This is a genomic window from Cryobacterium sp. TMT1-62 (assembly GCF_004403145.1).
Taxonomy (GTDB): Bacteria; Actinomycetota; Actinomycetes; order Actinomycetales; family Microbacteriaceae; genus Cryobacterium; species Cryobacterium sandaracinum.
The window spans coordinates 52,860-78,257 of record NZ_SOGZ01000024.1 but is presented as its reverse complement, the minus strand read 5'-3'; the positions used below and the strand labels follow the sequence as shown (position 1 = coordinate 78,257).

The following is a 25,398-nucleotide window of genomic DNA, read 5'->3' as shown; positions in this document are numbered from 1 at the left end:
GACCAAACCAACGCGGTCGACAACCTGCGTGCCGAGATGGTGCGGCTGCGCGGGGTGCTGTAGCAGACCAGCCCCCGTGGCGGCATTGCCTCGCGGCCCTACCGGCTCGAGACATCCGTCGAACTGGACGCCCAGCGCGTGCTGGCATCCCTGGAGCCCGGCACGCACCGGGTGGCGTTGGGGGCCTACCGGGGGCCCGTGCTACCGAGCTCGACCGCGCCGGGAATCGTCCAGATCCGCGCCGGGATCTCTGCGCGGCTGCGGCAGGCCATGCTCAGCGACGCGTCCGCCCGCAATATCCCGCAACGCTGAAGCAACGTTCTCCTTCCTCGGATCAAGGTCCAGGTCCGCGTCCCGCGGTTCCACACCGACGACGTCGTCGACGAGGAGACATCATGACCGTCTATTCCAACCCCGGAACACCGGGCGCCCTCGTCACCTTCAAGCCCCGCTACGAGAACTGGATCGGCGGCGAGTGGGTCAAGCCCGTCAGGGGCCAGTACTTCGAAGACATCTCACCCGTCAACGGGAAGCCGTTCGCCGAGGTGGCCCGCGGCACCGCGGAGGATATCGAACTGGCCCTGGACGCCGCGCATAGTGCAGCGCCGCTATGGGGCAAGACCTCGTCGACCGAGCGCGCGGCCGTGCTCAACAAGATCGCCGACATCATCGGTGCGAACCTCGACCTGCTCTCGGTCGACGAGACCTGGGAGAACGGCAAGCCGGTGCGCGAGACGTTGAACGCGGACATCCCAATCTGTTCCGACGACTTCCGCTATTTCGCTGCCTCCATCCGCGCCTAGGATGGCGACCACGCCGAGCTGGGCGGCGACATGGTCTCCGACCAGTTCCACGAGCCGCTCGGCGTCGTCGGGCAGATCATCCCGTGGGACTTCCCACTCCTGATGGCCGTCTGGAAGCTGGCCCCGGCCCTGGCCGCCGGCAACGCGATCGTGCTGAAGCCGGCCGATCAGACCCCGGTGTCGATCCTCGTGCTGATCGAACTGATCGGCGATGTGCTGCCGACGGGAGGGCTCAACGTCGTCAACGGTTTCGGCATCGAGGCCGGCAAGCCGCTCGCGTCGTCCAACCGTATCCGCAAGATCGCGTTCATGGGAGAGACCTCGACCGGGCGTCGGATCATGCAGTACGCGAGCTCCAATATCATCCCGTCGACCATGAAGCTCGGCAGAAAGAGCCCCAACATCTTCTTCGGCGACGTCGCCCAGGAGAAGGATGCGTTCTACGACAAGGCCCTGGAAGGGTTCGTGCTCTTCGCGTTCAACCAGGGCGAGGTGTGCACCGCGCCCAGCCGGGCGGTGCTGCAGAAGCCGATCTACGATGACTCCCTGAGCGACGCCGTCGAGTTCACTCTCCTCCACCGCTCCCTCCCGAGCCCGGCCCTGTGGACGGGGACCGCGACGGATGTCCGCGCGTCCAGTCTGGGTGGCATGACAACCCCTCTGCGCGTCGAAGACGCTGCCCCAGTGACCACGACCGAGCAGGCGCGAGACCGGGTGGCCGACCTCGTCGGCCACGCGATTAGCCGCCAGCTCTGGTTCATGCTGCTCGACGCCTGCGGGCGGCAGATTCCCCTGCTGATTCCCGTCGACGACATCCCGCTCCGTCCGAAACCCGGCGGTGCCGCCGTCATGGCCGCGGCGGTCGGTCGGCTCCTGTCCGAGCACGGCCCGTGCGGCAGCGTCATCCTCACCCTCGAGCGACCGGGCACCGCGGCGCTAACCGCGCCCGACCAGGCCTGGGCCCGGGAACTCGCCGAATCCTTCGGCAAAGTGGTGCGCATCACGGGCATGTTCGTCGCCCACGACGAGGGCGTCTGCGAACTCCCGGCCACCGTCGTGGATGCAGTGGCAGACTGACAGGATGATGATCAGCGGTGAGCGATTGGAAAGTGTCAACGTCTGTGTTGCCGGCCGGGTGGGCGCGGGGCCGGGCGATGCCTGAACGCACCCTGATCCTGTTGCGGCACGCCAAGTCGGACTGGGCGGGCGGCCAGGCCGACGTCGACCGGCCGCTGGCAAAACGTGGGGTACGGCAGGCGCCGCTCACCGGAGCGTGGCTGTCCCACAGCGGCTACCGCATCGATCTCGCGGTCGTGTCACCGGCGGAGCGAGCGCGGGCCACCTGGGACCTCGTGGCGGCCGAGTTCGAGAGCACTCCGCCGATCCGTGTCGAACATGCGGTGTATGCCACCTCGGCCGGCGAACTGCAGAGCATTGTTCGGGCGCTGCCGGGCACCATGCACACCGTCGTCCTGGTGGGCCACAATCCCGGCCTCGAGGATCTGGCCACCGCTCTCGCCGGCACGACCGTGTCCCTGCCGACCTCGGCTTTCGCCGTGATCGGCTGGGAGGGTCCCTGGTCGTCCGCCGGAGAGTCCCCGGCGGCCCTCCTGGCCCAGGGCCGGCCGCCCGGGGTGAACGCGCCTCCTCGCTAGCGGCGCAGGGCTGCCTGAACGCGCCGAGAAAGAGGACGACCGCGGCGGCAACCGATCCCGTGGTCAGGCCGCGGGGCACGCCACGACGTTCCAGGGCGTTGCGGAGCGTCGGGAAGCGCTGGGGAGCGCGCCAACGGATGCCGGTGCTCTCGCGCCGGGAGGCACTCGAGGGTGCCAGCGCTGGCATCTGCTTTTGACTCGTCGTCTCGTCGTATCCGGCTTGTGCGACGCTGGCCAGAGGGCGCTTTTTCTCCGACGTAGTCCCACGCAGCGCGGCCGAATGGAACGAACGAATTCGACGGAGATTTTGCGCAATCTGGCACGGTTTGGCCGGTTTGGGACGCGTGGGGCCAAAATCTCCGTCGAATTCGCCCGAGACTGGGGGTCTGGTATTGGGGCGGGGCGGGGGCGGGGGCGGGAACGGGATCGGCGGGGGCGGTGTCGGGGCGGCGGGTCAGCCGCCGAGCCAGGACCAGTGGCTGAGCGGCCAGTTGATCACGAACGCCCGGCCGACCACATGGGAGACGGGCACGAATCCGTTGCCGGGTGTGTCTGTGTGCAGCCGGCTGTCCGCCGAGTTGTATCGGTTGTCGCCCTCGACCCAGAGACCGCCGGCCGGCACGGTCACGGAAAAGTCGTACTCCGACGTTCGGATGGCCCCGGGCGGCAGCTTGAGGTAGGGCTCGGTGATCGGCTCGCCGTTGACGGTGGTGCTGCCCGCCGCGTCGCAACAGGCCACATCGTCGCCGGGGAGGCCGATGACGCGTTTCACGAGGTGGTCATCGGAATCCGAAACCCGGAGGCCGGCCTCAGCGGCGAGCCACTGGATGCCGTCGACAACGGTGTTCCCTGCCTCGATCGGGGCCGGAGCGACCGGACCGAGCCATCCGCCGGGATCCCTGAAAACGACGATGTCGCCGCGATCGATGTCGACGACGTCGGGGACGAGCTCGTTCACGATAATGCGGTCGTCGATCTGCAGGGTGTCCTGCATCGATCCGGTCGGGATGTAGAACGTGCGGATCAGGAAGGCCTCGGTCAGAAACGAGACGACCAGGGCGCTGGCCAGGATGACGAGGAGGTTTCGGAGGACGCGACGCCTCCGTGGTGTGCGGGCGTTGGCGCTACCCGACGCAGATCCTCGCCAGGCGGCGCGGGGCCGACGACCCGCGCTTTCGTGGTCTGTCAATTTCTCCCCTGACGTGACGCGTGGTGGGCCAATTCGACCGATGCAGGGCGACTGCAAGGCCAGGGTGAGTAGAACGCGGTTGCACCCCTGTCGCCACGGGGATGACGGTTCGGAGACAGGCGCTGGCCTCAGTGCGTGCGGCGGCTGCGTGGGCTGACGTTGGAGCGCAGAGAGTCAACCATTTTCCGGGCCTCGTCCTCCGTGCAATAGGTCTCCGGCGACGGGATGCTCTGCCCGTTGTCCGCGGAGAAACAGAATCGGTAGCGGCCCGACTGGTCCCGATAGATGGTGAATCTTCCGGCCATGTCACACCCTTGTTCTTGGCCTGGCGCCGACCAAACGACCGGCTTCGACACCCTACCGCCCTGGATCAGCGCCGGATAGAGGCGCCGCGACGCGCGCCAGTGTGATGTCGGCCGGCACGGGTCGTGCACAGATTCGGCGGCATATGATTGATCACGACCGACGACCCGATGGGACCCCTTTCCGCATGACTGCGCGCGTACCATTCTTCGTTCGCAATCGGGTGGACGGCACCGACGGGGCTCTCGCCGGCCGGGCCGACGGCACGGGCATCCGTGACACGGTCACGCTGTACTACTCCCTGACCAAACCCGGCGTTCTCTACGGCAACGCGTTGACAGCCGCGGCGGGCTTTCTACTCGCGGCCCGGGGCCAGGTGGATCTTTTCCTGTTCGCGGCTCTCTGCCTGGGCACCACGCTCGTGATTGCTTCGGCCACCGTGCTCAACAACGTACTCGACCGCGACATCGACACGGTGATGGAACGCACGAAGAAGCGGGCCACGGTCACCGGCCGCATCGGCGTGCGGAACGCGGTCACCTTCTCAAGCCTGCTGTTCGTTTTCGGCATGGCGACGCTCATCGCCTGGACGAACTGGCTCGTCGTCGCCGTCGGCCTGGTCGGCTTCCTCGTCTATGTCGTGCTCTACGGCATGCTGTCCAAGCGCATGTCGATCCACGGCACCCTGGTCGGCAGCGTCTCGGGCGCAGCGCCCATTCTGGCCGGCTACGTCGCCGTCACCGGCGCCATCGACATCGCAGCCGTGCTCGCCTTCCTGGCCGTGTTCCTCTGGCAGATGCCCGAGTTCTACTCCATCGCCATCTACCGCCACGACGAATACGCCCGTGCCGGCGTGCCCGTCATTTCCGTGGTGCGGGGCGTCCCGAACACCACAGTTCAGATCCTCGTCTACACGGTCGGATTCGTTGTCTCCACCCTCCTCTTGTCGGTATTCGGCTACGTGGGCTACGTCTATACGGCGGTCATGGGTGTGCTCGGCGCTTACTGGATCTGGCTGGGTGTCATCGGCCTGCGCGCCGCCGATCCCGCCGCCTGGGCCAGGCGGATGTTCCGCTACTCGCTGGTGATGATCCTGGTGTACTGCGTGATGATCTCGGTCGGGCCGATCCTGCCCTGATCCTGCCCTGGCCTTCGGCGCCCGCGTACTCCCTTAGGCTGTGGGAATGAGTACAGTTCTCGTTCTGAACGGCCCGAACCTGGGGCGGCTCGGCAGTCGCGAACCCGACGTTTACGGGTCGGCCGATCTCGATCAGCTGCGCGCGATGCTGACGCGGGCCGCCCCGGCGGGGACGACGGTCGACGTGCGCCAGACGGATGACGAGGCCGAGCTCATCCACTGGCTGTACGAGGCCGTCGACGAGCGCATCCCCGTCATCCTGAACCCGGCGGCGTTCACGCACTACAGCTACGCGCTGCGGGATGCCGCCGCTCTCGTGACGAAGGCCGGCGTCACCCTGGTCGAGGTGCACCTGTCCAACCCGCACGCCCGGGAAACGTTCCGCCACACGAGCGTCGTCAGCGCCGTGGCCACCGGGGTGATCGCCGGGTTCGGCTTCGATTCCTACCGTCTGGCCCTGGACTTCATCGCGAGGTCGGTGCCGGCGACCGCCTGACCGGCCGGGTCTCGCGCCTTTGGTGCGCGGGCTGCGGGCAACTACACTCGATGATGGCCGATTCGGCCGCGCACCTTTCTAATTGAACCCAGTGAACGGAACACATTTTCATGGCATCAACCGCCGATATCCGGAATGGCGTCGTGCTCAACATCGATGGCCAGCTGTGGGCAGTCACCGATTTCCAGCACGTCAAGCCGGGCAAGGGCGGCGCCTTCGTCCGCACCAAGCTGAAGAACGTCGTGACGGGCAAGACCGTCGACCGCACCTTCAACGCCGGCGCGAAGATCGAGACCGAGAACGTCGACCGCCAGGACTTCCAGTACCTGTACGCGGACGGCGACTCCTACGTCTTCATGGACGTGTCCGATTTCGATCAGCTGCACGTTCCGGCCGTCGTTGTGGGCGACGCCGTCAACTTCATGCTCGAGAACCAGAACGTGACGATCGCCCTGCACAACGGCAACCCCCTCTATGTCGAGCTGCCGGCCTCCGTCGTTCTCGAAATCACCTACACCGAGCCGGGCCTTCAGGGCGACCGCTCAACTGGCGGCACCAAGCCGGCCACCGTCGAAACGGGCTTCCAGATCCAGGTTCCCCTGTTCCTCGAGCAGGGCACCCGAGTCAAGGTCGACACCCGCACCGGGGACTACCTGGGCCGCGTCAACTAGTGAGCGCTCGGACCAAGGCACGCAAGCGTGCGATCGACATCCTGTATGCCGCAGACGTGCGGCAGAGCACCATCCCGGAGTCGCTCGCCCTCGAGGCGCAGCGCGCCGCGAGCGAGCCGGCCCGGATGGCCTCCTGGCTCTACGCCCGGGACATCATCGACGGCGTCGTGGATCACCGCGAGGAGATCGACGAACTCATCGAGACGTACTCGCAGGGCTGGACGCTGGCTCGCATGCCCGTCCTCGACCGCGCCATCCTGCGCATCGGCATCTGGGAGATCCTCTTCAACGACGCCGTCCCGCACGCTGTCGCCATCGACGAGGCGGTCGAGGCCGCCAAAATCCTGTCGACGGATGACTCGGCCGGATTCGTGAACGGACTCCTCGGGCGCATCGCCCAGACCGCACCATCCGCGTAATCCGTTCTGCCAGGGGGGGGAACGCATGACCAACACCGAGCCCGCCCCGCCCCGCGCCCCGGAGCCGTATCCGCCGGCCTACGGACAGTCGCCCTTCCCGGCGGCGCCGAAGACGAACACACTGGCGATCATCTCCCTGGTGTCGGCGTTCTTCGTGTCCCTGGCGGCCGTGATCACCGGGCACCTCGCCCTGGGGCAGATCAGGCGCACCCATGAGGGCGGCCGGGGTCTGGCGATCACCGGGCTCGTTCTCGGCTACGTGGGCATCGCCGCCACCACCCTGGCGCTTGTGATCGCCCTCGTCGTCACCGCGACCGTGATTCCGCTCATCGTGGCGGCCGTGAACGGAGCCGTGGGCGACCAGCCGTGGAGTTCGTCCACGAGCGAGCCGCAGGCGGATGAGGCGAACGGGGATGCGTCGCAGGAAGCCCTGCCCACCGGCACCGTCGGTGCGGCCCACTTCGACGACGGCTACCTGTCGGTCGGCACCGGCGCCGCGCTCGTCGACGTCTACTTCGACCCGATGTGCCCGTACTGCCGGCAGTTCGAGGAGACGAACGGCGGCGAGCTGGCTGCCTTCGCCTCTGACGGGACCATCACCCTGCGGCTGCACTCGCTCACTTTCCTCGACCGGGTCTCGCAGGGAACGGCCTACTCGACCAGGGCATCCGCCGCGCTTACCTGCCAAACCACCCTCAACCCGGAGAACCTGCTCGCCTACCAGGCGGCCATGTTTGCGAACCAGCCCGCCGAGAACACCGCGGGGCTCGGCGATCCGGAGCTTGCGGCCCTCGTCGACAACCCCGTCGACATCGACGACTGCCTCGCGGCCGGCGAGTACCAGGCCTGGTCCCGGGCCAACACCGAGCAAGCCCTGAACGGCGTGATTGCGGATGCCGAGATCACCCGGATCCGGGGCACGCCGACCGTGCTCGTCAACGGCAGGGTCTACGACGGCGGACTGACCGACCCGGCGGAATTCCTGGACTTCCTCAGTAGCAACTCGGTCGGCTGAGCTCAGCCGCGAAGGTCTCAGGTGGAGACCGTGATGCCGGCAACGGTGCCGGCGATGAAGGATGGCCAGGCCGAGCGCATAGGGGTGGTGCCCTGCAGCTGCAGGGTGACGTCGAGGTCCGTGAATGCCCACCGCTGGCTGCTGACGGCCGGGGCGCTCACCTCGGACGCGGACGGGGATGGGCCCGGGGACCTCTCGATGTTCTTCTCGCTGCCATGGGGCGACATGGCGTCGTCCTCCCTCGCCTGGGGCCGGCAACCAATCAAGGTCGGCAGCCACTTCGGCGCCCCTGGGGGCGGTTAGGCCCAGCACGAGGGAGCCCGCGTCGGGTGCTAGTGTAAAATCCGGAAATGACATCCTTTAACAGCCGTCCGGTGAGGCGGGGAAGGAGGTCGGGTTGATGGCACGCACCGTGTTGAACCAGGCTGATATCGCTCGAGCGTTGACTCGGATCTCCCACGAGATCCTGGAGTCCAATCGAGGCGCCGAGAACCTTGTGATCCTCGGCATCCCCACTCGCGGGGTCGTTCTGGCCCGGCGCATCGCCGAGACCATCGCGCGCATCGAGCCCATGGCGACGGATGTCCGGGTCGGCTCCCTCGACGTCACCATGTACCGCGATGACCTCGGCCACACCCGCACCCGCACGCCGACCCGCACCCTGGTGCCCGGCAGCGTCGACGGCGTCACGGTGGTGCTCGTCGACGATGTGCTCTACTCGGGCCGCACCATCCGCGCCGCCCTCGACGCACTCGGCGACCACGGGCGGCCGACCGTCGTGCGCCTGGCGGTGCTCGTGGACCGCGGCCACCGCGAACTGCCGATCCGGGCCGACTTCGTGGGCAAGAACCTGCCCAGCTCCACCGCGGAACGCATCAACCTGCACCTGCTCGAGGTCGACGGCGACGAGTTCGTCAGCATCGACGGCGGACCCCTCGAAGGCGCTGACGAGGGGGTCGCGTGATGAGGCACCTCCTCTCGACCAAGGGCATGAGTCGCGACGAGGCGATCCTGCTGCTCGACATCGCCGAGGACATGGCTGATGTCGCCAACCGCGAGGTGAAGAAGCTGCCCACCCTGCGCGGCAAGACCGTGGTCAACCTGTTCTTCGAGGATTCGACGCGGACCCGGATCTCCTTCGAGGCCGCCGCGAAACGGCTGAGCGCGGACGTGATCAACTTCAGCGCCAAGGGCTCGAGCGTGTCGAAGGGCGAAAGCCTCAAGGACACCGCTCAAACCCTCGCCGCGATGGGTGCCGACGGGGTCGTCATCCGCCATCCGGCCTCCGGGGCACCCCACGTGCTGGCCGAAAGCGGCTGGATCGACGCCGGCATCATCAACGCGGGCGACGGCACCCATGAGCATCCGACCCAGGCGCTGCTGGACGCGTTCACCATCCGTCGTCGGCTGCACCAGGGTGCCGCGCGCGGTCGGGACCTGGACGGCGTCACGGTCACCATCGTCGGTGACATCCTGCACTCCCGGGTGGCCCGCTCGAACCTCTGGCTGCTCACCACGCTCGGCGCGCACGTGAGCCTGATCGCTCCGCCCACCCTGCTGCCGATGGACATGAGCGGTTGGCCGGCCGAGTCGGGCTTCGACCTGGACGCGGCCATCGACGCCGGGCCCGACGTGGTGATGATGCTGCGCATCCAGCAGGAACGCATGGACGCCGCTTTCTTCCCGAACAGCCGCGAGTACTCGCGCCGCTGGGGCCTGGACGATGAGCGCTTCGGCCGTCTGGCCCCGACTACCATTGTGATGCACCCCGGCCCCATGAATCGCGGCTTGGAAATATCTTCAGCGGCGGCCGATTCGGCCGGCTCAACCGTGCGCGAACAGGTCGCAAACGGGGTTTCAGTGCGGATGGCGGCACTGTACCTGCTGTTGTCCGGCGATCGGGAGGATTCATAGATGTCCAGCGACAGCGCGGCCAGCACGCCGTACCTGATTCGAGGTGCGACACTCGCGGACGGCACCCGCACTGACCTTATCCTCGCCGACGGCAAGATTGTGGAGATCGGTTCCAAGCTTTCTGGTGCCGGCGCAACCGTCGTCGACGCGGCCGGCCTGATCGCTCTGCCCGGCCTGGTCGACCTGCACACGCACCTGCGCGAACCGGGCTTCGAACAGAGTGAAACCATCCTGACCGGCAGTCAGGCCGCGGCCGTGGGCGGCTTCACCAGCGTGTTTGCGATGGCCAACACCTCGCCCGTGCAGGACACCGCCGGCGTCGTCGACCAGGTTCTCGCCCTCGGTGAGCGCGCCGGCTATGTCACCGTGCAGCCGATCGGCGCCGTCACCGTCGGGCTTGCGGGGGAGCGCCTGGCCGAACTGGGCGCCATGGCCACCAGTCGTGCCCGGGTTCGGGTCTTCTCCGACGACGGCTTCTGCGTCTCCGACCCGCTGTTGATGCGCCGGGCCCTCGAGTACGTGAAGGCGTTCGACGGCGTTGTCGCCCAGCACTCCCAGGAACCGCGCCTGACCGAGAAGGCGCAGATGAACGAGGGGGCACTCTCAAGCGAACTCGGGATGGTCGGCTGGCCCGCGGTCGCCGAGGAGTCGATCATCGCCCGCGATGTGCTGCTCGCCGAGCACGTCGGGTCGCGTCTGCACGTGTGCCACGTGTCGACGGCCGGCTCGGTCGACGTCATCCGCTGGGCCAAGGCCCGCGGCATCCAGGTGACCGCCGAGGCCACCCCGCACCACCTGCTGCTCACCGAGGACCTGGTCGTCGGCTACGACGCCCGGTTCAAAGTCAACCCGCCGCTCCGCCGCCGCGAAGACGTCGAAGCCCTGCGCGCCGGCCTCGCCGACGGCACCATCGACATCGTTGCCACCGACCACGCCCCGCACCCGGTCGAGGCGAAGGACTGCGAGTGGGACGCCGCGGCGAACGGCATGGTCGGCCTCGAATCCGCCCTCTCCGTGGTGCACGCGGCCGTCGTCAACACCGGGCTGCTCGACTGGACGGACATCGCTCGCGTGCTTTCCAGCAGCCCCGCCCGGATCGGCCGGCTCGCCGGCCAGGGCCAGGGTCTGCTCGTCGGGGCTCCCGCCGAGCTCACCCTCTACGATCCCGCCGCGAGCCGCGTCTTCGAGCGCGGCAACCTGGCCGGCAGGAGCGCCAACTCGCCCTACCTGGCGATGACCCTGCCGGGTCGGGTGCTGGCCACATTCCACCGGGGCTACGCCACGGTTCTGGACGGTGCGCTGCGGCCCGCCGACGAGATCGCGGCACTCGAGGAGCGAACCCATGGCTAGGACCATCGCCACCGTCATCACCGTCGCCGTGCTGCTCGGCCTGCTCGGCCTCATGCTGCGCAGCTGGCGGGGCCGCAGCCGCCGGGACGCCGCCCTGCCGGCCGGCTACCCGCTGCCCGTCGACGCGGCACTAGAGCTGGCCTCCGCCGCCGTGTTCTACGTCGCCACGACCCTCCGCGCCCAGCCGCTCGAACGCCTGAACATCCCTGGCCTGGGTTTCCGGGCCCGGGCCCGCCTGACCGTGACCGACGCGGGTCTGATCCTGGCCCTGGCCGGCGAGGAGGCGGTGTTCATCCCTGCCTCGGCCATCGCCGTGCTGGAAGACGCCACCGTGGCAATCGACCGCGCCGTCGAGACCGACGGCCTGCTGCTGCTCGGCTGGCGGCTGCCCGGCGCCGACAGACAGATCGTCGACAGCTATTTCCGAATCCTTGACCCATCCGACCGCGTCAGCGTGAACGACGCCATTCGAACCATTGCGGCCGACGCCCGGCGCCCGGCCGCGCGCGATGAAAGCGAGGCGTAGCGTGAGCAACGCAACGACCCCCGACCGACCGACTCCTGCCGTGCTCGTACTCGAGGACGGCCGCCGCTACGAAGGCCGTTCCTACGGCAGCGTGGGGCAGACCCTCGGCGAGATCGTCTTCGCCACCGGCATGACCGGCTACCAGGAGACCCTCACCGACCCGTCCTACGCCGGGCAGATCGTGCTGATGACGGCGCCGCACATCGGCAACACGGGTGCCAACGACGAGGACATGGAATCCCGCCGCATCTGGGTCTCCGGCTTCGTCGTGCGCGAGCCTGCCCGCATGGCCTCCAACTTCCGGTCCACCCGCAGCCTCGATGACGACCTGACGGGCGGGGGAGTGGTCGGGATCAGCGGTGTCGACACGCGTGCGATCACCCGTCACATCCGCTCGTCCGGGGCCATGAAGAGCGGGATCTTCTCCGGCGACCGTTTCGGCCTCTCCGATGGCGAGCAGCTCGAGCTGGTGCGTGCCGGCGCCGGCATGCGTGGCCGCAACCTGTCCGATGAGGTCTCCACGGTCGAACCGTTCTCGGTGCCCGCGCAGGGCGAGCGCATCGGCTCGGTCGCCGTGCTCGACCTCGGGGTCAAGACCTCCACCCTGGGCCACCTCGCCGCGCGCGGCTTCGAGGTGCTGGTGCTGCCCCAGTCAGTGACCGCCGAGCACGTGCTGTCCCTCACCCCGTCGGCCCTGTTCTTCTCCAACGGCCCCGGCGACCCGGCAGCCTCCGACCTACACGTGAACCTCCTACAGGAGGTGCTGCGAGCCGGTGTGCCCTACTTCGGGATCTGCTTCGGCAACCAGCTGCTCGGCCGCGCCCTCGGCTTCCGCACCTACAAGCTGCCATTCGGGCACCGGGGAATCAACCAGCCCGTGCTCGACAAGACCACCGGCCGGGTGGAAATCACCTCGCAGAACCACGGGTTCGCCGTGGACATGCCCATCGAGGGAGTGCATGAGTCCCGCACCGGCTTCGGCCGGGTGGAGGTGAGCCACTACAGCCTCAACGACCAGGTGGTCGAGGGCATCCGCTGCCTCGATATCCCCGCTTTCTCGGTGCAGTACCACCCGGAGTCGGCGGCCGGCCCACACGACGCCGAGTACCTTTTCGATCGGTTCAGGGATGTGGTGGTCGCGCATCGTGCGGCCACCGGAGCAGGAGACGCCAAGTAATGCCCAAGCGCGACGACATCAACAGCGTTCTCGTCATCGGATCGGGTCCGATCGTGATCGGCCAGGCCTGCGAGTTCGACTATTCCGGAACTCAGGCCTGCCGGGTGCTGCGGGCCGAGGGGGTCAGGGTCATCCTGGTCAACTCCAACCCGGCCACGATCATGACCGACCCCGACTTCGCCGACGCCACCTACATCGAGCCGATCACCCCGGAGATCCTCGAGACGATCATCGCCAAGGAACGCCCCGACGCGATTCTGCCGACCCTCGGCGGGCAGACAGCGCTGAACGCCGCCATCCAGCTTCACGAGCGCGGCATCCTGGCCAGGTACGACGTCGAACTCATCGGTGCCTCCTTCGACGCCATCCAGAAGGGTGAGGACCGCCAGATCTTCAAGCAACTGGTGCTGGACACGGGCGCCGGCGTCGCCCGGTCCTACATCGCCCACACGGTCGAGGAGGCCGTCGGCTTCGCCGAGGACCTCGGCTACCCGCTCGTCGTGCGCCCCTCCTTCACCATGGGCGGCCTCGGCTCCGGCTTCGCCTACACCGAGCCGGAACTGCGCCGCATCGTCGGCGACGGGCTGCACCAGAGCCCCACCAGCGAGGTCCTGCTCGAGGAATCCATCCTCGGCTGGAAGGAATTCGAGCTCGAGATGATGCGCGACACGGCCGACAACACGGTCGTCGTGTGCTCGATCGAGAACGTCGACCCGGTCGGCGTACACACCGGCGACTCGATCACCGTCGCCCCGGCGCTGACCCTGACCGACCGTGAGTACCAGAAGCTGCGCGACATCAGCATCGACATCATCCGCGCCGTGGGAGTGGACACCGGCGGCTGCAACATCCAGTTCGCGATCAACCCGGCCGACGGTCGCATCATCGTGATCGAGATGAACCCGCGCGTGTCCCGCTCCTCCGCCCTGGCGAGCAAGGCGACGGGCTTCCCGATCGCCAAAATCGCCGCGAAGCTCGCGCTCGGCTACCGGCTCGACGAGATCCCGAACGACATCACCGGTGTCACCCCGGCCAGCTTCGAACCCACCCTCGACTACGTCGTGGTCAAGGTGCCCCGGTTCGCGTTCGAGAAGTTTCCCGGCGCCGACCAGCGCCTGACCACCACCATGAAGTCCGTCGGCGAGGCGATGGCCATCGGCCGCAGTTACGCCTCCGCGCTGCAGAAGGCGCTCCGCTCGCTCGAGAAGCGCGGTTCGTCGTTCCACTGGGGAGCCGAGACCCGCACGGTCGACGAGTTGCTCACGGTCGCCGAAGTACCCACCGACGGCCGGATCGTCACCGTGCAGCAGGCGCTCCGCAAGGGTGCCACCACCGAGCAGGTTTTCGACGCCACCAAGATCGACCCGTGGTTCATCGACCAGATCGTGCTGATCAACGAGATCGCGGACGAGATCGCCGCCGCCGAGCGCCTCGACACAGACATCCTCCGCACCGCCAAAGACCACGGCTTCTCCGACGCCCAGATCGGCGAGCTTCGCGGCTTCGGCGAAGCGGATGTGCGCACGGTGCGCCACATCCTCGGCGTGCGCCCGGTCTTCAAGACCGTCGACACGTGCGCGGGGGAGTTCCCCGCACTCACGCCGTACCACTACTCCAGCTACGACCAGGAGACCGAGGTCGTGCCCAGTGACCGCAAAAAGGTCGTCATCATCGGCTCCGGCCCGAACCGCATCGGCCAGGGCGTCGAGTTCGACTACTCCTGCGTGCACGCCTCGTTTGCCCTCTCCGAGGCTGGCTACGAGACCATCATGATCAACTGCAACCCGGAGACGGTCTCGACCGACTACGACACCTCCGACCGGCTCTACTTCGAGCCGCTCACCCTCGAGGACGTGCTCGAGGTCATTCACGCAGAAAGCCAGAGCGGCGAGCTCGTCGGCGTGGTCGTGCAGCTGGGAGGCCAGACCGCGCTCGGCCTCGCCAAGGGCCTCGAGGCCGAGGGCATCCCGATACTCGGCACCACCCCGGAGGCCATCGACCTGGCGGAGGAGCGCGGACTTTTCTCCGGCATCCTCGACCAGGCCGGCCTGCTCGCCCCCCGCAACGGCGTCGCCACCGACTACGCCGGCGCTGTGGTCGTTGCCGAGGAGATCGGCTATCCCGTGCTCGTGCGCCCGAGCTACGTGCTCGGCGGCCGCGGCATGGAGATCGTCTACGACTCCGCAGCGTTGGCCGACTACTTCAACCGGATGGCCGGACAGGGCATCATCGGCCCGTCGCATCCGCTGCTCGTGGACCGGTTTCTCGACGACGCCATCGAGATCGACGTGGACGCCATCTACGACGGCACCGAGCTCTACATCGGCGGCGTGATGGAGCATATCGAGGAGGCCGGGATCCACTCCGGCGACTCGAGCTGCACCCTGCCTCCGGTCACCCTCGGCCGTGCGGAGATCGACCGCGTGCGCGAGGCGACGCTGGGCATCGCCCGCGGCATCGGCGTGCGCGGCCTGCTCAACGTGCAGTTCGCGATCGGCGCCGGCGTGCTCTACGTGCTCGAAGCGAACCCGCGCGCCTCGCGTACGGTACCGTTCGTGGCCAAGGCCCTCGGCATCACCTTGGCCAAGGCCGCCGCGCTGATCATGGTCGGCAAGACCATCGCCGAACTCAAGGCCGAGGGCAAGCTACCTCTGATCGACGGCTCGCGGGTGCCGATGGATGCTCCGGTCGCCGTGAAGGAAGCCGTGCTGCCGTTCAACCGGTTCCGCACGCCCGAGGGTCTCGTCGTGGACTCCGTGCTCGGCCCGGAGATGCGCTCAACCGGTGAGGTCATGGGCATCGACCGCGACTTCCCGCGGGCCTTCGCCAAGAGCCAGCTCGCCGCCTACGGCGGAATCCCGCTCACCGGCACCGTGTTCGTGTCGGTCTCCGACCGGGACAAGCGCGCGATCATCCTGCCCATGCTGCGCCTCCAGCAGCTCGGCTACTCGATCACCGCCACGGAGGGGACCGCCGAAGTTCTGCAACGCAACGGCATCCGCGCCGCCATCGTCACCAAGTTCAGTGAGAAGGCCGACGAGGCGGACGTGTCGATCGTGGAACTGATCCGCCGCGAAGAGGTGCAGATCGTCATCAACACCCCCGGCGGTCGCACCGCCCGAGCCGACGGCTACGAGATCCGCGCGGCCGCGGTCGCCGCGGACCTGCCGCTGTTCACCACCATCGCCGAGTTGAGCGCCGCAGTGGCCTCGATCGACGCGATTCGCGGCGGCTTCGAGGTGACCTCGCTGCAGGACTACGCCCTCACCCGGACGGCGGCCCTGTGAGCCGCGCGCACGAACAGGACGGGTCGACCGCAGCGGTCGGCCCGGCCGCACCGGCCGCCTTCGGCGACCGGCTGGGTGATGTCTTCTCGGTCCGGGGACAAGTCTGCGTCGGCATCGACCCGCACACCTGGCTCCTGACCGACTGGGGTCTGCCGGACACGGCCGCCGGGGCGGAGTCTTTCGGCCGCCAGGTCGTGGCCGCCGCTGCCGGCCAGGTCGGCCTGGTGAAGCCCCAGGTGGCCTTCTACGAGCGTTTCGGCTCCGCCGGGTACCTCGCCCTGGAACGGGTGCTGGCGGATGCCCGCGCCGCCGGACTGCTCACGATCGCGGACGTCAAGCGCGGCGACCTCGGTACCAGCGTGGAGGCGTACGGCCAGGCCTGGCTGAGCGAGGAGTCCCCCCTGGAGGTCGACGCCATCACCGTGAACGCGTATATGGGCGTCGGGTCGCTGGAACCGGTGTTCCGCCTTGCAGCCCAGACCGGCAAGGGGATCTTTGTGCTGGCCGCCACCTCGAACCCCGAGGCGGCGGCGCTTCAGCGGGCCGTGATCGCCGAGGGGAATCAGACCGGCCAAAGCGTCGCCCAATCCGTCTTCGGCGCCGTGACCGAGCGGAATGCCCGGTCCGGGGCTTCCTCTCTCGGCTCGGTCGGGGTGGTGCTCGGCGCCACACTGGACCTGGCCACGTTCGGACTGGACCTCTCCGTGGCGCCCGCCCGCGGTCTCACCCCCATCCTCGCTCCCGGCTTCGGCCACCAGGGCGCGCAGGTCGCCGATCTGAAGAACTTGTACGGGGGGTACGCGGAAGGCGTTATCGTGAGTGAATCGCGCAGCGTTCTAGAGGTCGGCCCCGACCGAATCAAACAAGCGATTGCGCGCCGAGTAGTTGAAGCAGGAGCTGCCCGTGGCTGAGAATCGCCCCACCCCACCCGACGTCGATCGGGTTGCCGCCTCGCGCGCCGCCGTGGCGGCTCGCCGCGCACGCGCCGCAGTTAAAAGCCAGATTGCGCAGGGAAAACGTAGCGCGCTCGACGTGTTGTCCGCCGCGACCGAGAGCCCGGACGGCGTCGAAGGGCGCCTGCGGGTGACCGAGTTCCTGATCAGCATTCCGGCGATCGGCGTCACCAAGATGCACCGAATCATGGGGCGGCTCGAGATCTCGCCGTCGAAGCGATTGGGGGGGCTGGGCAAGCACCAACGCGATCGGTTGCGAGATTTTCTCACCACGCGCACCGTCGCGAGGCGCGGCGATTCCTCCGCGAAGCTTGTCGTGCTGGCCGGTCCCACCGCGGTCGGCAAGGGAACCGTCGCGGCGCACATCCGTCAGCATCACCCGGGCGTGCACCTGTCGGTGTCGGCCACGACCCGGGCACCTCGCCCAGGCGAGACCGCGGGCGTGAGCTACTTCTTCGTCGACGACGCCGAATTCGACCGGATGGTCGCGGCCGGCGACCTGCTCGAGTGGGCGACCGTGCACAACGCGCACCGCTACGGCACCCCGCGGGGTCCAGTCACGGAGGCCTTGAACGAGGGTCACAGCGTGCTCCTCGAGATCGACATCCAAGGAGCCCGGGCCGTTCGCCGGGCCATGCCGGAGGCCAGACTGGTCTTCCTGCTTCCGCCGAGCTGGGACGAACTGGTGCGCCGGCTGATCGGTCGGGACACCGAGGCGCCCGCCGAACAGGCCCGCCGGCTCGAGACGGCCAAACTCGAATTGGCCGCCCAGGGGGAGTTCGATTATCGGGTCGTAAACCACGACGTGGGCGAAGCGGCGCGCGAGGTCGTAGACTTGATGAATCTGCGTACGGCGCCGTTGCTGCCGTAGCGCCCGTTTTCCGTGATTCTGCGCGTCCCGCAGCACAAACCGCTCTGAAGGAGTGACACCAATGGCTACCAAGCTCACTGGCATCATTGACCCGCCCATCGACGACCTGCTCACCAAGGCCGACTCCAAGTACGCCCTCGTGGTCTTCGCCTCCAAGCGCGCGCGTCAGATCAACGACTACTATGCGGACCTGCACGAAGGCAGCCTGTTCGACAATGTCGGCCCGCTCGTCGACTCGACCGTCGACGACAAGCCGCTGTCCGTCGCTCTCCGCGAGATCAACGAAGACAAGCTCACCTCCCGCCCCATCGCCGAGTAACGCACCCACAAGCGCGCAGGATGTCGTCAGGTCGCACGATCGTCGTCGGGATAACCGGCGGCATTGCTGCCTACAAGGCCGTGAACGTCGTGCGCGCTTTCGTGTTGCGGGGGGACTGCGTGCACGTCGTGGCGACGCCGGCGGCGCTGCGATTCGTCGGCAAGCCCACCCTCGAGGCTATCTCCCGCAACCCCGTGCACATGGATCTCTATGAGGGCGTCGCCGAGGTGCGGCACGTGGCCATCGGCCAATCCGCCGACCTGATCGTCGTGGCCCCGGCCACCGCGAACACCATCGCGAAGCTCGCCACCGGCCTCGCCGACGACCTGCTCGGCAACACCATCCTGGCCAGCACCGCCCCGCTCGTGATCGCCCCGGCGATGCACACGGAGATGTGGAACAACGCGGCTACGGTCGCCAATGTGGCCACCCTCCGCGCCCGCGGCGTCATCGTCGTCGGGCCTGGGGTCGGCCAGCTCACCGGCGCCGACGCCGGAGCCGGCCGGATGGAAGAGCCCGACACCATCGTCGCCGCGGCCCTCGCCGCCCTTGCCTTGGCCGACCGCACCGATGGGCCAGGGGCCGACCTGGTCGGCAAGCACGTCGTGATCACCGCTGGCGGCACTCGCGAGCCCCTCGACCCCGTGCGCTTCCTCGGCAACCGTTCCAGCGGTAAGCAGGGGGTCGCCCTGGCGCAGGCCGCCCTGGCTCGGGGTGCGTCCGTGACCCTGATCGCCGCGAATCTCGAGGTTGCCGCACCAACAGCGGTGGAACTGCGGCTCGTGGGCACCGCGCTCGAGCTCGAGGCGGCCGTCACGGATGCCGCCGCCGGGGCCGACGCCGTGATCATGGCGGCCGCGGTCGCCGACTACCGGCCGGTGCAGGTGAGCGCCGGCAAGATCAAGAAAGACGAGACCGGCGACACCCTGCTGCTCGAACTGACCCGCAATCCCGATATCCTCGCCGGGCTCGCCCGGACGAAGCGCACGGGCCAGGTACTGATCGGGTTCGCCGCGGAGACGGAGCCGGATCCGGTTCGCCTGCTTGTACTCGGCCGCGAGAAAATGGCGCGCAAGGGCTGCGACTTCCTGGTGGTCAACCGCGTGGGCTGGGCGGAGGGTTTCGCCTCGGACCGTAACGCGATCACGGTGCTCGATCACGACGGAGATATAGTGTGTGAGGTCTCCGGAACCAAAATGTCGGTGGCCGGGCGCATCCTTGACCTAATCGGCTGAGACCGCTCGGGCATCCGGTCACCTGGGTTGCCGTCGCCGGCAAGGGCAGGGTCTCCGGCGCTTCCCGACCGGCACGACCGGGTGCCCGGTCGGCTCGGCCCGGTCTCAGCGGAGAATTTTTCACGTTCATTTCTTCTACACGTTGTTCTGCAACAGAGACGGGCAAGATGCGCGATCTACGCCTTTTCACTTCGGAGTCGGTAACCGAAGGTCACCCCGACAAGATCTGCGACCAGATCTCCGACAGCATTCTGGATGCGCTCCTGACGGAAGACCCGCACAGCCGGGTCGCCGTCGAGACCCTCGTCACCACCGGGCTCGTACACGTCGCCGGCGAGGTCAGCACCGAGGCCTACGTCGAGATCCCCTCAATCGTGCGCAAGTGCATCACCGATATCGGCTACGACTCTTCGGACGTCTGGTTCGACGGCCGCTCCTGCGGCGTGGAGATCTCCATCGGCGGCCAGTCGCCCGACATCGCGCAGGGCGTGGACAACGCCTTCGAGCGTCGGGAAGAGTCCAGTGTCGAGGACTTCGACCGCCAGGGGGCCGGCGACCAGGGCATCATGTTCGGATACGCCACCCGGGAGACCCCCCAGCTGATGCCGATCCCGATCTGGATCGCACACCGCCTCGCCGAACGCCTCGCCGAGGTGCGCAAGTCCGGCGAACTCGACTACCTTCGGCCCGACGGCAAGACCCAGGTCACCATCGGCTACGACGGCATCACGCCGCGCTCGGTCGAGACCGTCGTGCTGTCGACCCAGCACTCGCCGAAGGTGTCCAACGAGCGGCTGCGTGCGGAGGTCGAGGAACTCGTCATCCGCCCGGTGCTCGACCGCGTGGAACTGGACTCGTCTGAACTGAATACGCTGATCAACCCGACCGGGCGGTTCGAGATCGGCGGCCCTCAGGGCGACGCCGGCCTCACCGGGCGCAAGATCATCATCGACACCTACGGCGGTTCCAGCCGGCACGGCGGGGGTGCGTTCAGCGGCAAGGACCCGTCGAAGGTCGACCGCTCCGCAGCGTACGCGATGCGCTGGGTGGCCAAGAACGCCGTGGCCGCCGGGCTGGCTGACCGTCTCGAGATTCAGGTGGCCTACGCCATCGGCAAGGCCTCGCCCGTCGGACTTTACGTGGAGACCTTCGGCACCGGGGTGATGGCCGACCGGGACATCACCGCGGCGATCCGCGCGGTCTTCGACCTGCGCCCGGCCGCGATCATCCATTCCCTTGACCTGCTGCGCCCGATCTACGCGCAGACCGCCGTCTACGGCCACTTCGGCCGCGAGCTTCCCGACTTCACCTGGGAGCGCCTCGACCGGGTCGACGAGCTGAGAAGCGCTGCCGGACTGTGACCGGGCAGGCGCGGCGCCGATGACCCGCTCCGGCCTCGTGGCCCGGGTGCTCATCGACTCGCCGCTGCCGCAGCTCGACCACCTGTTCGATTACAGCATTCCCGATGAGCTCGCCGGCATCGCCCGGCCCGGCGTGCGCGTGCGGGTGCCGCTGCGCTCGGCCGGTCGCGTCGCCGACGGATACCTGATCGAGGTGCTGGGTGCGGCCGAGGGGCGCGGTGCGGTCGGACCGGCCGCAGGCCCGGAGGCGCTGCCGGGTCTCGAGGCTGGCACCGAATTCCGGGGCGCGCTCAGCCCGCTCGAGAGCGTGGTCTCCGCCGCCCAGGTGCTCACCCCCGAGGTCTGGGAGCTCGCCCGTCGGGTCGCCGACCGGGCCTCGGGGAACGCGAGCGACATCATCCGTCTCGCCGTGCCCCCGCGCCAGGTCCGGGTGGAGAAGGCCTGGCTGGCGGCGCGAACAGCGGATGCTTCCGCCCCGGCCGACGGGACGGCCGGTGTTGCCACCGTGGCCGAGCCTGGCGATGTGGCCGACCCCGCCACCCCCGCCGGACCGGCCTGTGCCGATTACCCGGCCGGCACCCTCGACACGGCCGTCGCCACGGGGGCGCGCCTCTGCGTGGCCGCGGTGCCCGAGCTGCAACGGCTGCCGGACGGGCAGACCATCGGGAAGTGGGCGATCACCCTGGCCGAGCTCGCGGTGGCCGGCCTGGCCGCCGGGCGGAGCGCCATCCTCATCGTGCCGGACTACCGCGACCAGGACCAGCTTCAGGCCGCCCTCGACCTGCTGGCCCCGGCCGACTCGGTCAGCCGCGTCGATGCACGCCAGCCCAACCCGGAACGCTATCGGGCCTTCCTGGCCGCCCTTGCCCCGGAACCCCGGATCGTGCTCGGCAATCGGTCGGCCGTCTACGCGCCGGCCCACGACCTCGGTCTGATCGCGCTCTTCGACGACGGCGACCCGCTGCACGGCGAACCGCTCAGCCCCTACGCGCACTCCCGCGACGCCGCGCTCGTGCGCCAGGGCCAGTCCGGCTGCGCCCTCGTCTTCCTCGGCCATACCCGCACCGTCGAGGTGCAGCGCCTGGTCGAGCTGGGCTGGCTCACTGCGGTGCACCCCGCGCAGAACCGGCATCCGCGGATCATCCCTACCGACTTCCAGTCCGAGCCCGACCAGCAGGCCCGCGCCGCGCGCATCCCGACGGCCGCGTGGCGGGCCGCCAAGGAGGCGCTGGCCCAGGGCCCCGTGCTGGTGCAGGTGGCCAGCCCCGGCTACGCCCCGATGCTCGCCTGCCAGAGTTGCAAGAAGGCCGCCCGCTGCACCACCTGTCAGGGGCCGCTCGCTTTGGCCTCCAAGGACTCCACCCCGTCGTGTCGCTGGTGCGGGGCGCTGGCCGCCAACTGGAGCTGCACGCACTGCGAGGGGCGCGCCCTGCGGGTCGTCACCCTCGGCACCGGGCGAACCGCCGAAGAACTCGGCCGGGCGTTCCCCGGCGCGCGCATTATCGTCGCCGACGGCGACCATCCGCTGCAGCACCTCGGCGACGCCCCGGCCCTGGTGATCGCCACCCGCGGCGCGGAGCCCATCCCGACGGGTGGATACCGAGCCATCCTGCTGCTCGACGGCGAACGGATGCTCGCCCGGGAATCCCTGCGGGTCGGGGAGGACTGCCTGCGCTGGTGGTCCAACGCCGCATCCCTGGCGGCCCCGGGTGCCGCTGTGGTCCTGGTCGGCGTGGGCGGGCTCGTCGCCCGGGCGCTGAACTCCTGGCAGCCCGAGATGCTCGCCGCGTCGGAACTGGCCGATCGCCGCCAACTGCGATTCCCGCCCGCGGTGCGTGCTGCATCCGTCACCGGCACCGACGCCGACGTCGCCCTGGCCCTGGCAGAGCTGGCCGGGATGGACGGCGTCGATGTACTCGGCCCGGTCACCACGGAGGACCCCCTGGTGCGTGCGATCGTGCGGCTGCCCTACGCCAGCGGTGACGCCGTGGCCCGTGCGCTCAAGGCCGCGGTCGTGCGCAATGCCGCCCGCCGCCGGCGCCCGAAGGGGGCGGCCTTCCGCCCCGCGCCTACACTCAAAGTACGATTCGACGACCCGGAGCTGCTCTAAATGAAACTCGTCTTCGCCGGCACGCCGCAGGCGGCCGTGCCCAGCCTGGGCGCCCTGGCTCAGTCCCACCACGACCTCGCGGCCGTGATCACCCGGGCGGATGCCCCGTTCGGCCGCAAACGCGTGCTCACCCCCTCGCCGCTCGCGCGAGCCGCCGTCGAGAACGGGCTGCACGTGATCAAGGCCAATCGCCTCGACGAGGCCGCGACCGTGGAGATCGCCGCACTGCGACCCGACCTCGGCGTCATCGTCGCCTACGGCGGGCTCGTGCGTGAACCGCTCCTGTCGGTGCCCCGGCTCGGCTGGATCAACCTGCACTTCTCCCTGCTCCCGCGCTGGCGCGGTGCCGCTCCCGTGCAGCGCGCACTCATGGCCGGCGACGAGCAGACTGGTGCCGCCGTATTCCAGCTGGTTCCGGAACTCGACGCGGGCGCCGTGTTCGCGCAACTGACGCGGGCGATCGTCGAGGACGACACCGCGGGCAGCCTGTTGCGGGCGCTCAGCGACAGCGGCGCGCGTCTGCTGCTGCAGGTGATCGACGCCCTCGAAGCCGGCGGCGTCCAGGCGACCCCGCAGTCCGGTCCGGTCACCCTGGCCCCCAAGCTGACTCTTGCGGATGCCCGTATCGACTGGTCCGAACCGGCCGTCTCGGTGCGCAACCGGGTGCGCGGGGTCACCCCGGAGCCGGGCGCGTTCACGGTGCTCGGCGACGCCCGCCTCAAACTCCAGGGCGTTGCCCTGACCCAGGGATCCGAGCCGCAACCGGCCGGCCTGATCCGTGAGATCGACAAGAAAGTGCTGATTGGAACGGGGACCGAGCCGCTCGAGCTGGTCACCGTGCAACCGGCCGGAAAGACACAGATGAAGGCAATCGACTGGTGGCGCGGAGTGAATTGGACGGAGGTTGTCGCCTCATGAGCGACGACCGTCGCCAGGGGCGAAAGAACGACGTCCGTGCTCAGGGCGGCCGCGGCCTGGAGCGCCCGCAGACCGACTTCGTGCAGCCGGCCCGGCGGGTGGCCTACGAGGTCATCGCCGCCGTGCGGGAATCAGACGCCTACGCGAACCTGCTGCTGCCCAGCCGCATCAAGCGGGCGGCGCTCAGCACCGCGGATGCCGCATTGGCCACCGAGCTGACCTACGGCACCCTGCGTATGCAGGGCTTCTACGACCGGGTGATCGCCGACGCGGCCGGTCGGCCCGTCACCGTGATCGACCCGGCCATCCTGGACGTGCTACGTCTCGGTGCGCACCAGTTGCTCGCCACCCGGGTGGCCACCCACGCCGCCGTGAACGAGTCCGTCGAACTCGCCCGTCAGGTGGGCTCCCGCGCCACCACCGGTTTCACCAACGGGGTGCTGCGCACCATCTCCCGCTCCAGCGCCGACGAGTGGCGCGAACGCGTGCTCACCGAAGCCACCAGTGATGATGACCGCCTTGCCGCGGAGCACTCACACCCGATCTGGGTGGTGCGGGCGTTCCGGCAGTCGCTGCGCCTCGAGGGCCGAGAGACCGAGCTCGAGGAGCTGCTGTCGGCCGACAATGCCGCGCCCAAGGTGAACATGGTCATTCTGCCCGGCCTCAGCAACACCGAAGACACCGACGGTCTCGGCGTTGCCAACGACTTCTCGCCCATCGGTTTTGTGCTGGCCGGCGGCGACCCCGTGCACCTGATGCAGGACAGCGGCGGACGCCTTCGAGTGCAGGACGAGGGATCCCAGTTGGCGGCCCTCACGCTCAGTCGGGCCCGCCCGGTGGCGCCGGGGGAGCGTTGGCTCGACCTGTGCGCGGGCCCCGGCGGCAAGGCCTCCCTGCTTGCCTCCGAGGCGCTGGCCGGCGGGGCCAGCCTCGTCGCCAACGAGCTCGTCCCGGCCCGGGCCGCCCTCGTGCGTAAGGCGCTGGCCGCCGTGCCCGGAGAGGTGCCTGTCTGGGAGGAGGACGGCACCCGGTTCGGAGACGATCATCCGAAGGAGTTCGACCGGATCCTGCTGGATGCTCCCTGCACCGGGCTCGGCGCGCTACGTCGGCGCCCGGAGGCCCGCTGGCGCAAGCAGCCCAAGGACGTCGCCGAGCTCTCCGATCTGCAGTCCGGGCTGATCCACGCGGCCCTTGGCGCGCTCAAGCCGGGCGGGGTGCTGGCCTACGTCACCTGCTCACCGCACATCGCGGAGACCCGCGGGATCGTGGCTACCGCGCTCAAGAGATGGGAGGGCCGTGTGCGCACTCTCGACACGGCATCCGTGCTGCAGGGGCTGAGCAGCTCCGAGCTCGACCTGCCCGGCGACGGGGGCAGCGTGCAACTGTGGCCGCATAGGCACGGCACTGACGCTATGTTCATCACCCTGCTCGAGCGCATGGAGTAGCCCGCGCACCCGGACCCCGCGCACCCGGACCCCGCGCACCCGGACCCCGCGCACCCGGACCCCGCGCACCCGGACCCGGCGCATTCGGGCCCTGCGCATTCGGGCCCCGGCCTCGACCCAATCTGACGGAGATTCTGGCTCCCCTGGTTCTTCCGTGAGCATGACCCGGCCGAGCCCGCGCGTGTGGCTAAGGCAGGACATCCGTCCCGCGCGTTCACCGGTGCCGCGAATCAGTGCGGCACC

Annotated in this window: 23 protein-coding genes and 1 pseudogene; 21 read left to right on the top strand and 3 right to left on the bottom strand. The window is 68.9% G+C overall.

Going from position 1 to position 25,398, the window contains the following annotated elements:
- Positions 1 to 395: 395 nt before the first annotated feature.
- A pseudogene (locus E3T34_RS16425) lies at positions 396 to 1,442 on the top strand (aldehyde dehydrogenase family protein); the annotation flags it as partial.
- 515 nt (positions 1,443 to 1,957) lie between these two features.
- Positions 1,958 to 2,458: a histidine phosphatase family protein gene (locus E3T34_RS06000; protein ID WP_134342467.1), complete on the top strand. Its 501-nt coding sequence runs from the start codon at positions 1,958 to 1,960 to the stop codon at positions 2,456 to 2,458.
- A gap of 454 nt (positions 2,459 to 2,912) precedes the next feature.
- On the opposite strand, the gene lepB is transcribed toward E3T34_RS06000, so the two are convergent.
- Both lepB and E3T34_RS15775 read right to left on the bottom strand, forming a co-directional pair.
- Positions 2,913 to 3,647 (bottom strand): signal peptidase I, encoded by a 735-nt coding sequence (lepB, locus tag E3T34_RS05995; protein WP_134342466.1) that lies wholly within the window; start codon positions 3,645 to 3,647, stop codon positions 2,913 to 2,915.
- Positions 3,648 to 3,775: 128 nt separating this feature from the next.
- Positions 3,776 to 3,952 (bottom strand): DUF1508 domain-containing protein, encoded by a 177-nt coding sequence (locus tag E3T34_RS15775; protein ID WP_166784711.1) that lies wholly within the window; start codon positions 3,950 to 3,952, stop codon positions 3,776 to 3,778.
- A 185-nt stretch (positions 3,953 to 4,137) separates the two neighbouring features.
- Here E3T34_RS15775 and cyoE point away from each other — a divergent pair, with 185 nt between their 5' ends.
- The 5 genes from cyoE to E3T34_RS05965 all read left to right on the top strand — a co-directional run bounded on the left by cyoE (position 4,138) and on the right by E3T34_RS05965 (position 7,689).
- On the top strand, positions 4,138 to 5,088 hold the full coding sequence (gene cyoE, locus E3T34_RS05985) for a heme o synthase (protein ID WP_166784712.1): 951 nt from the start codon (positions 4,138 to 4,140) through the stop codon (positions 5,086 to 5,088).
- Between the two features lie 46 nt (positions 5,089 to 5,134).
- Complete coding sequence (locus tag E3T34_RS05980) at positions 5,135 to 5,584, top strand: type II 3-dehydroquinate dehydratase (RefSeq protein ID WP_104100508.1); 450 nt, start codon at positions 5,135 to 5,137, stop codon at positions 5,582 to 5,584.
- Between the two features lie 110 nt (positions 5,585 to 5,694).
- Entirely contained in the window at positions 5,695 to 6,255 is a 561-nt protein-coding gene (gene efp / locus E3T34_RS05975) for an elongation factor P (RefSeq protein WP_104100509.1), read from the top strand.
- Complete coding sequence (gene nusB / locus E3T34_RS05970) at positions 6,255 to 6,674, top strand: transcription antitermination factor NusB (protein WP_104100510.1); 420 nt, start codon at positions 6,255 to 6,257, stop codon at positions 6,672 to 6,674. The genes efp and nusB overlap by 1 nt, the downstream gene beginning before the upstream one ends.
- Positions 6,675 to 6,699: 25 nt before the next feature.
- Positions 6,700 to 7,689 carry a DUF4190 domain-containing protein gene (locus E3T34_RS05965; protein ID WP_134342463.1) on the top strand — a complete coding sequence of 330 codons (990 nt, stop codon included), beginning with the start codon at positions 6,700 to 6,702 and terminating at the stop codon, positions 7,687 to 7,689.
- Between the two features lie 17 nt (positions 7,690 to 7,706).
- On the opposite strand, the gene E3T34_RS05960 is transcribed toward E3T34_RS05965, so the two are convergent.
- Complete coding sequence (locus E3T34_RS05960; RefSeq protein WP_134342462.1) at positions 7,707 to 7,916, bottom strand: hypothetical protein; 210 nt, start codon at positions 7,914 to 7,916, stop codon at positions 7,707 to 7,709.
- 170 nt (positions 7,917 to 8,086) lie between these two features.
- Here E3T34_RS05960 and pyrR point away from each other — a divergent pair, with 170 nt between their 5' ends.
- The 14 genes from pyrR to E3T34_RS05890 all read left to right on the top strand — a co-directional run bounded on the left by pyrR (position 8,087) and on the right by E3T34_RS05890 (position 25,155).
- A complete protein-coding gene (gene pyrR / locus E3T34_RS05955) occupies positions 8,087 to 8,653 on the top strand; it encodes a bifunctional pyr operon transcriptional regulator/uracil phosphoribosyltransferase PyrR (protein WP_134342461.1) in 567 nt (188 codons plus the stop codon).
- Positions 8,653 to 9,603: an aspartate carbamoyltransferase catalytic subunit gene (locus E3T34_RS05950; protein WP_104100514.1), complete on the top strand. Its 951-nt coding sequence runs from the start codon at positions 8,653 to 8,655 to the stop codon at positions 9,601 to 9,603. Before pyrR ends, E3T34_RS05950 begins: the two co-directional genes overlap by 1 nt.
- Positions 9,604 to 10,953, top strand: coding sequence for a dihydroorotase (locus E3T34_RS05945; RefSeq protein WP_134342460.1), 1,350 nt, complete (start codon positions 9,604 to 9,606; stop codon positions 10,951 to 10,953).
- On the top strand, positions 10,946 to 11,479 hold the full coding sequence (locus tag E3T34_RS05940; protein ID WP_104194880.1) for a hypothetical protein: 534 nt from the start codon (positions 10,946 to 10,948) through the stop codon (positions 11,477 to 11,479). Before E3T34_RS05945 ends, E3T34_RS05940 begins: the two co-directional genes overlap by 8 nt.
- Positions 11,463 to 12,656 carry a glutamine-hydrolyzing carbamoyl-phosphate synthase small subunit gene (gene carA, locus E3T34_RS05935; protein ID WP_174720171.1) on the top strand — a complete coding sequence of 398 codons (1,194 nt, stop codon included), beginning with the start codon at positions 11,463 to 11,465 and terminating at the stop codon, positions 12,654 to 12,656. Before E3T34_RS05940 ends, carA begins: the two co-directional genes overlap by 17 nt.
- Positions 12,656 to 15,943: a carbamoyl-phosphate synthase large subunit gene (gene carB, locus E3T34_RS05930; protein WP_134342459.1), complete on the top strand. Its 3,288-nt coding sequence runs from the start codon at positions 12,656 to 12,658 to the stop codon at positions 15,941 to 15,943. Before carA ends, carB begins: the two co-directional genes overlap by 1 nt.
- A complete protein-coding gene (gene pyrF, locus E3T34_RS05925) occupies positions 15,940 to 16,854 on the top strand; it encodes an orotidine-5'-phosphate decarboxylase (protein ID WP_174720170.1) in 915 nt (304 codons plus the stop codon). Before carB ends, pyrF begins: the two co-directional genes overlap by 4 nt.
- Positions 16,847 to 17,767, top strand: a complete 921-nt coding sequence (gene gmk / locus E3T34_RS05920; RefSeq protein ID WP_134342458.1) for a guanylate kinase — start codon at positions 16,847 to 16,849, stop codon at positions 17,765 to 17,767. The genes pyrF and gmk overlap by 8 nt, the downstream gene beginning before the upstream one ends.
- Positions 17,768 to 17,828: 61 nt before the next feature.
- On the top strand, positions 17,829 to 18,086 hold the full coding sequence (rpoZ, locus tag E3T34_RS05915; RefSeq protein ID WP_104100518.1) for a DNA-directed RNA polymerase subunit omega: 258 nt from the start codon (positions 17,829 to 17,831) through the stop codon (positions 18,084 to 18,086).
- A 20-nt stretch (positions 18,087 to 18,106) separates the two neighbouring features.
- Positions 18,107 to 19,321, top strand: a complete 1,215-nt coding sequence (coaBC, locus tag E3T34_RS05910) for a bifunctional phosphopantothenoylcysteine decarboxylase/phosphopantothenate--cysteine ligase CoaBC (RefSeq protein WP_134342457.1) — start codon at positions 18,107 to 18,109, stop codon at positions 19,319 to 19,321.
- 167 nt (positions 19,322 to 19,488) lie between these two features.
- Positions 19,489 to 20,682 carry a methionine adenosyltransferase gene (gene metK / locus E3T34_RS05905; RefSeq protein WP_134342456.1) on the top strand — a complete coding sequence of 398 codons (1,194 nt, stop codon included), beginning with the start codon at positions 19,489 to 19,491 and terminating at the stop codon, positions 20,680 to 20,682.
- 19 nt (positions 20,683 to 20,701) lie between these two features.
- Positions 20,702 to 22,792 (top strand): hypothetical protein, encoded by a 2,091-nt coding sequence (locus tag E3T34_RS05900; RefSeq protein ID WP_104100521.1) that lies wholly within the window; start codon positions 20,702 to 20,704, stop codon positions 22,790 to 22,792.
- Positions 22,793 to 23,710 carry a methionyl-tRNA formyltransferase gene (fmt, locus tag E3T34_RS05895; RefSeq protein ID WP_104100522.1) on the top strand — a complete coding sequence of 306 codons (918 nt, stop codon included), beginning with the start codon at positions 22,793 to 22,795 and terminating at the stop codon, positions 23,708 to 23,710.
- Positions 23,707 to 25,155 (top strand): RsmB/NOP family class I SAM-dependent RNA methyltransferase, encoded by a 1,449-nt coding sequence (locus tag E3T34_RS05890; protein ID WP_104100523.1) that lies wholly within the window; start codon positions 23,707 to 23,709, stop codon positions 25,153 to 25,155. The genes fmt and E3T34_RS05890 overlap by 4 nt, the downstream gene beginning before the upstream one ends.
- Positions 25,156 to 25,398 lie beyond the last annotated feature (243 nt).

What these genes read in the sequence shown, in the direction of transcription:
- E3T34_RS06000 (WP_134342467.1), top strand. Translation starts at nt 1,958, where the DNA reads ATGCCTGAACGCACCCTGATCCTGTTGCGGCACGCCAAGTCGGACTGG.
- E3T34_RS15775 (WP_166784711.1), bottom strand. Translation starts at nt 3,952, where the DNA reads ATGGCCGGAAGATTCACCATCTATCGGGACCAGTCGGGCCGCTACCGA.
- cyoE (WP_166784712.1), top strand. Translation starts at nt 4,138, where the DNA reads ATGACTGCGCGCGTACCATTCTTCGTTCGCAATCGGGTGGACGGCACC.
- E3T34_RS05980 (WP_104100508.1), top strand. Translation starts at nt 5,135, where the DNA reads ATGAGTACAGTTCTCGTTCTGAACGGCCCGAACCTGGGGCGGCTCGGC.
- efp (WP_104100509.1), top strand. Translation starts at nt 5,695, where the DNA reads ATGGCATCAACCGCCGATATCCGGAATGGCGTCGTGCTCAACATCGAT.
- E3T34_RS05965 (WP_134342463.1), top strand. Translation starts at nt 6,700, where the DNA reads ATGACCAACACCGAGCCCGCCCCGCCCCGCGCCCCGGAGCCGTATCCG.
- E3T34_RS05960 (WP_134342462.1), bottom strand. Translation starts at nt 7,916, where the DNA reads ATGTCGCCCCATGGCAGCGAGAAGAACATCGAGAGGTCCCCGGGCCCA.
- E3T34_RS05950 (WP_104100514.1), top strand. Translation starts at nt 8,653, where the DNA reads ATGAGGCACCTCCTCTCGACCAAGGGCATGAGTCGCGACGAGGCGATC.
- E3T34_RS05945 (WP_134342460.1), top strand. Translation starts at nt 9,604, where the DNA reads ATGTCCAGCGACAGCGCGGCCAGCACGCCGTACCTGATTCGAGGTGCG.
- E3T34_RS05940 (WP_104194880.1), top strand. Translation starts at nt 10,946, where the DNA reads ATGGCTAGGACCATCGCCACCGTCATCACCGTCGCCGTGCTGCTCGGC.
- carA (WP_174720171.1), top strand. Translation starts at nt 11,463, where the DNA reads ATGAAAGCGAGGCGTAGCGTGAGCAACGCAACGACCCCCGACCGACCG.
- carB (WP_134342459.1), top strand. Translation starts at nt 12,656, where the DNA reads ATGCCCAAGCGCGACGACATCAACAGCGTTCTCGTCATCGGATCGGGT.
- rpoZ (WP_104100518.1), top strand. Translation starts at nt 17,829, where the DNA reads ATGGCTACCAAGCTCACTGGCATCATTGACCCGCCCATCGACGACCTG.
- coaBC (WP_134342457.1), top strand. Translation starts at nt 18,107, where the DNA reads ATGTCGTCAGGTCGCACGATCGTCGTCGGGATAACCGGCGGCATTGCT.
- metK (WP_134342456.1), top strand. Translation starts at nt 19,489, where the DNA reads ATGCGCGATCTACGCCTTTTCACTTCGGAGTCGGTAACCGAAGGTCAC.
- E3T34_RS05900 (WP_104100521.1), top strand. Translation starts at nt 20,702, where the DNA reads ATGACCCGCTCCGGCCTCGTGGCCCGGGTGCTCATCGACTCGCCGCTG.
- fmt (WP_104100522.1), top strand. Translation starts at nt 22,793, where the DNA reads ATGAAACTCGTCTTCGCCGGCACGCCGCAGGCGGCCGTGCCCAGCCTG.
- E3T34_RS05890 (WP_104100523.1), top strand. Translation starts at nt 23,707, where the DNA reads ATGAGCGACGACCGTCGCCAGGGGCGAAAGAACGACGTCCGTGCTCAG.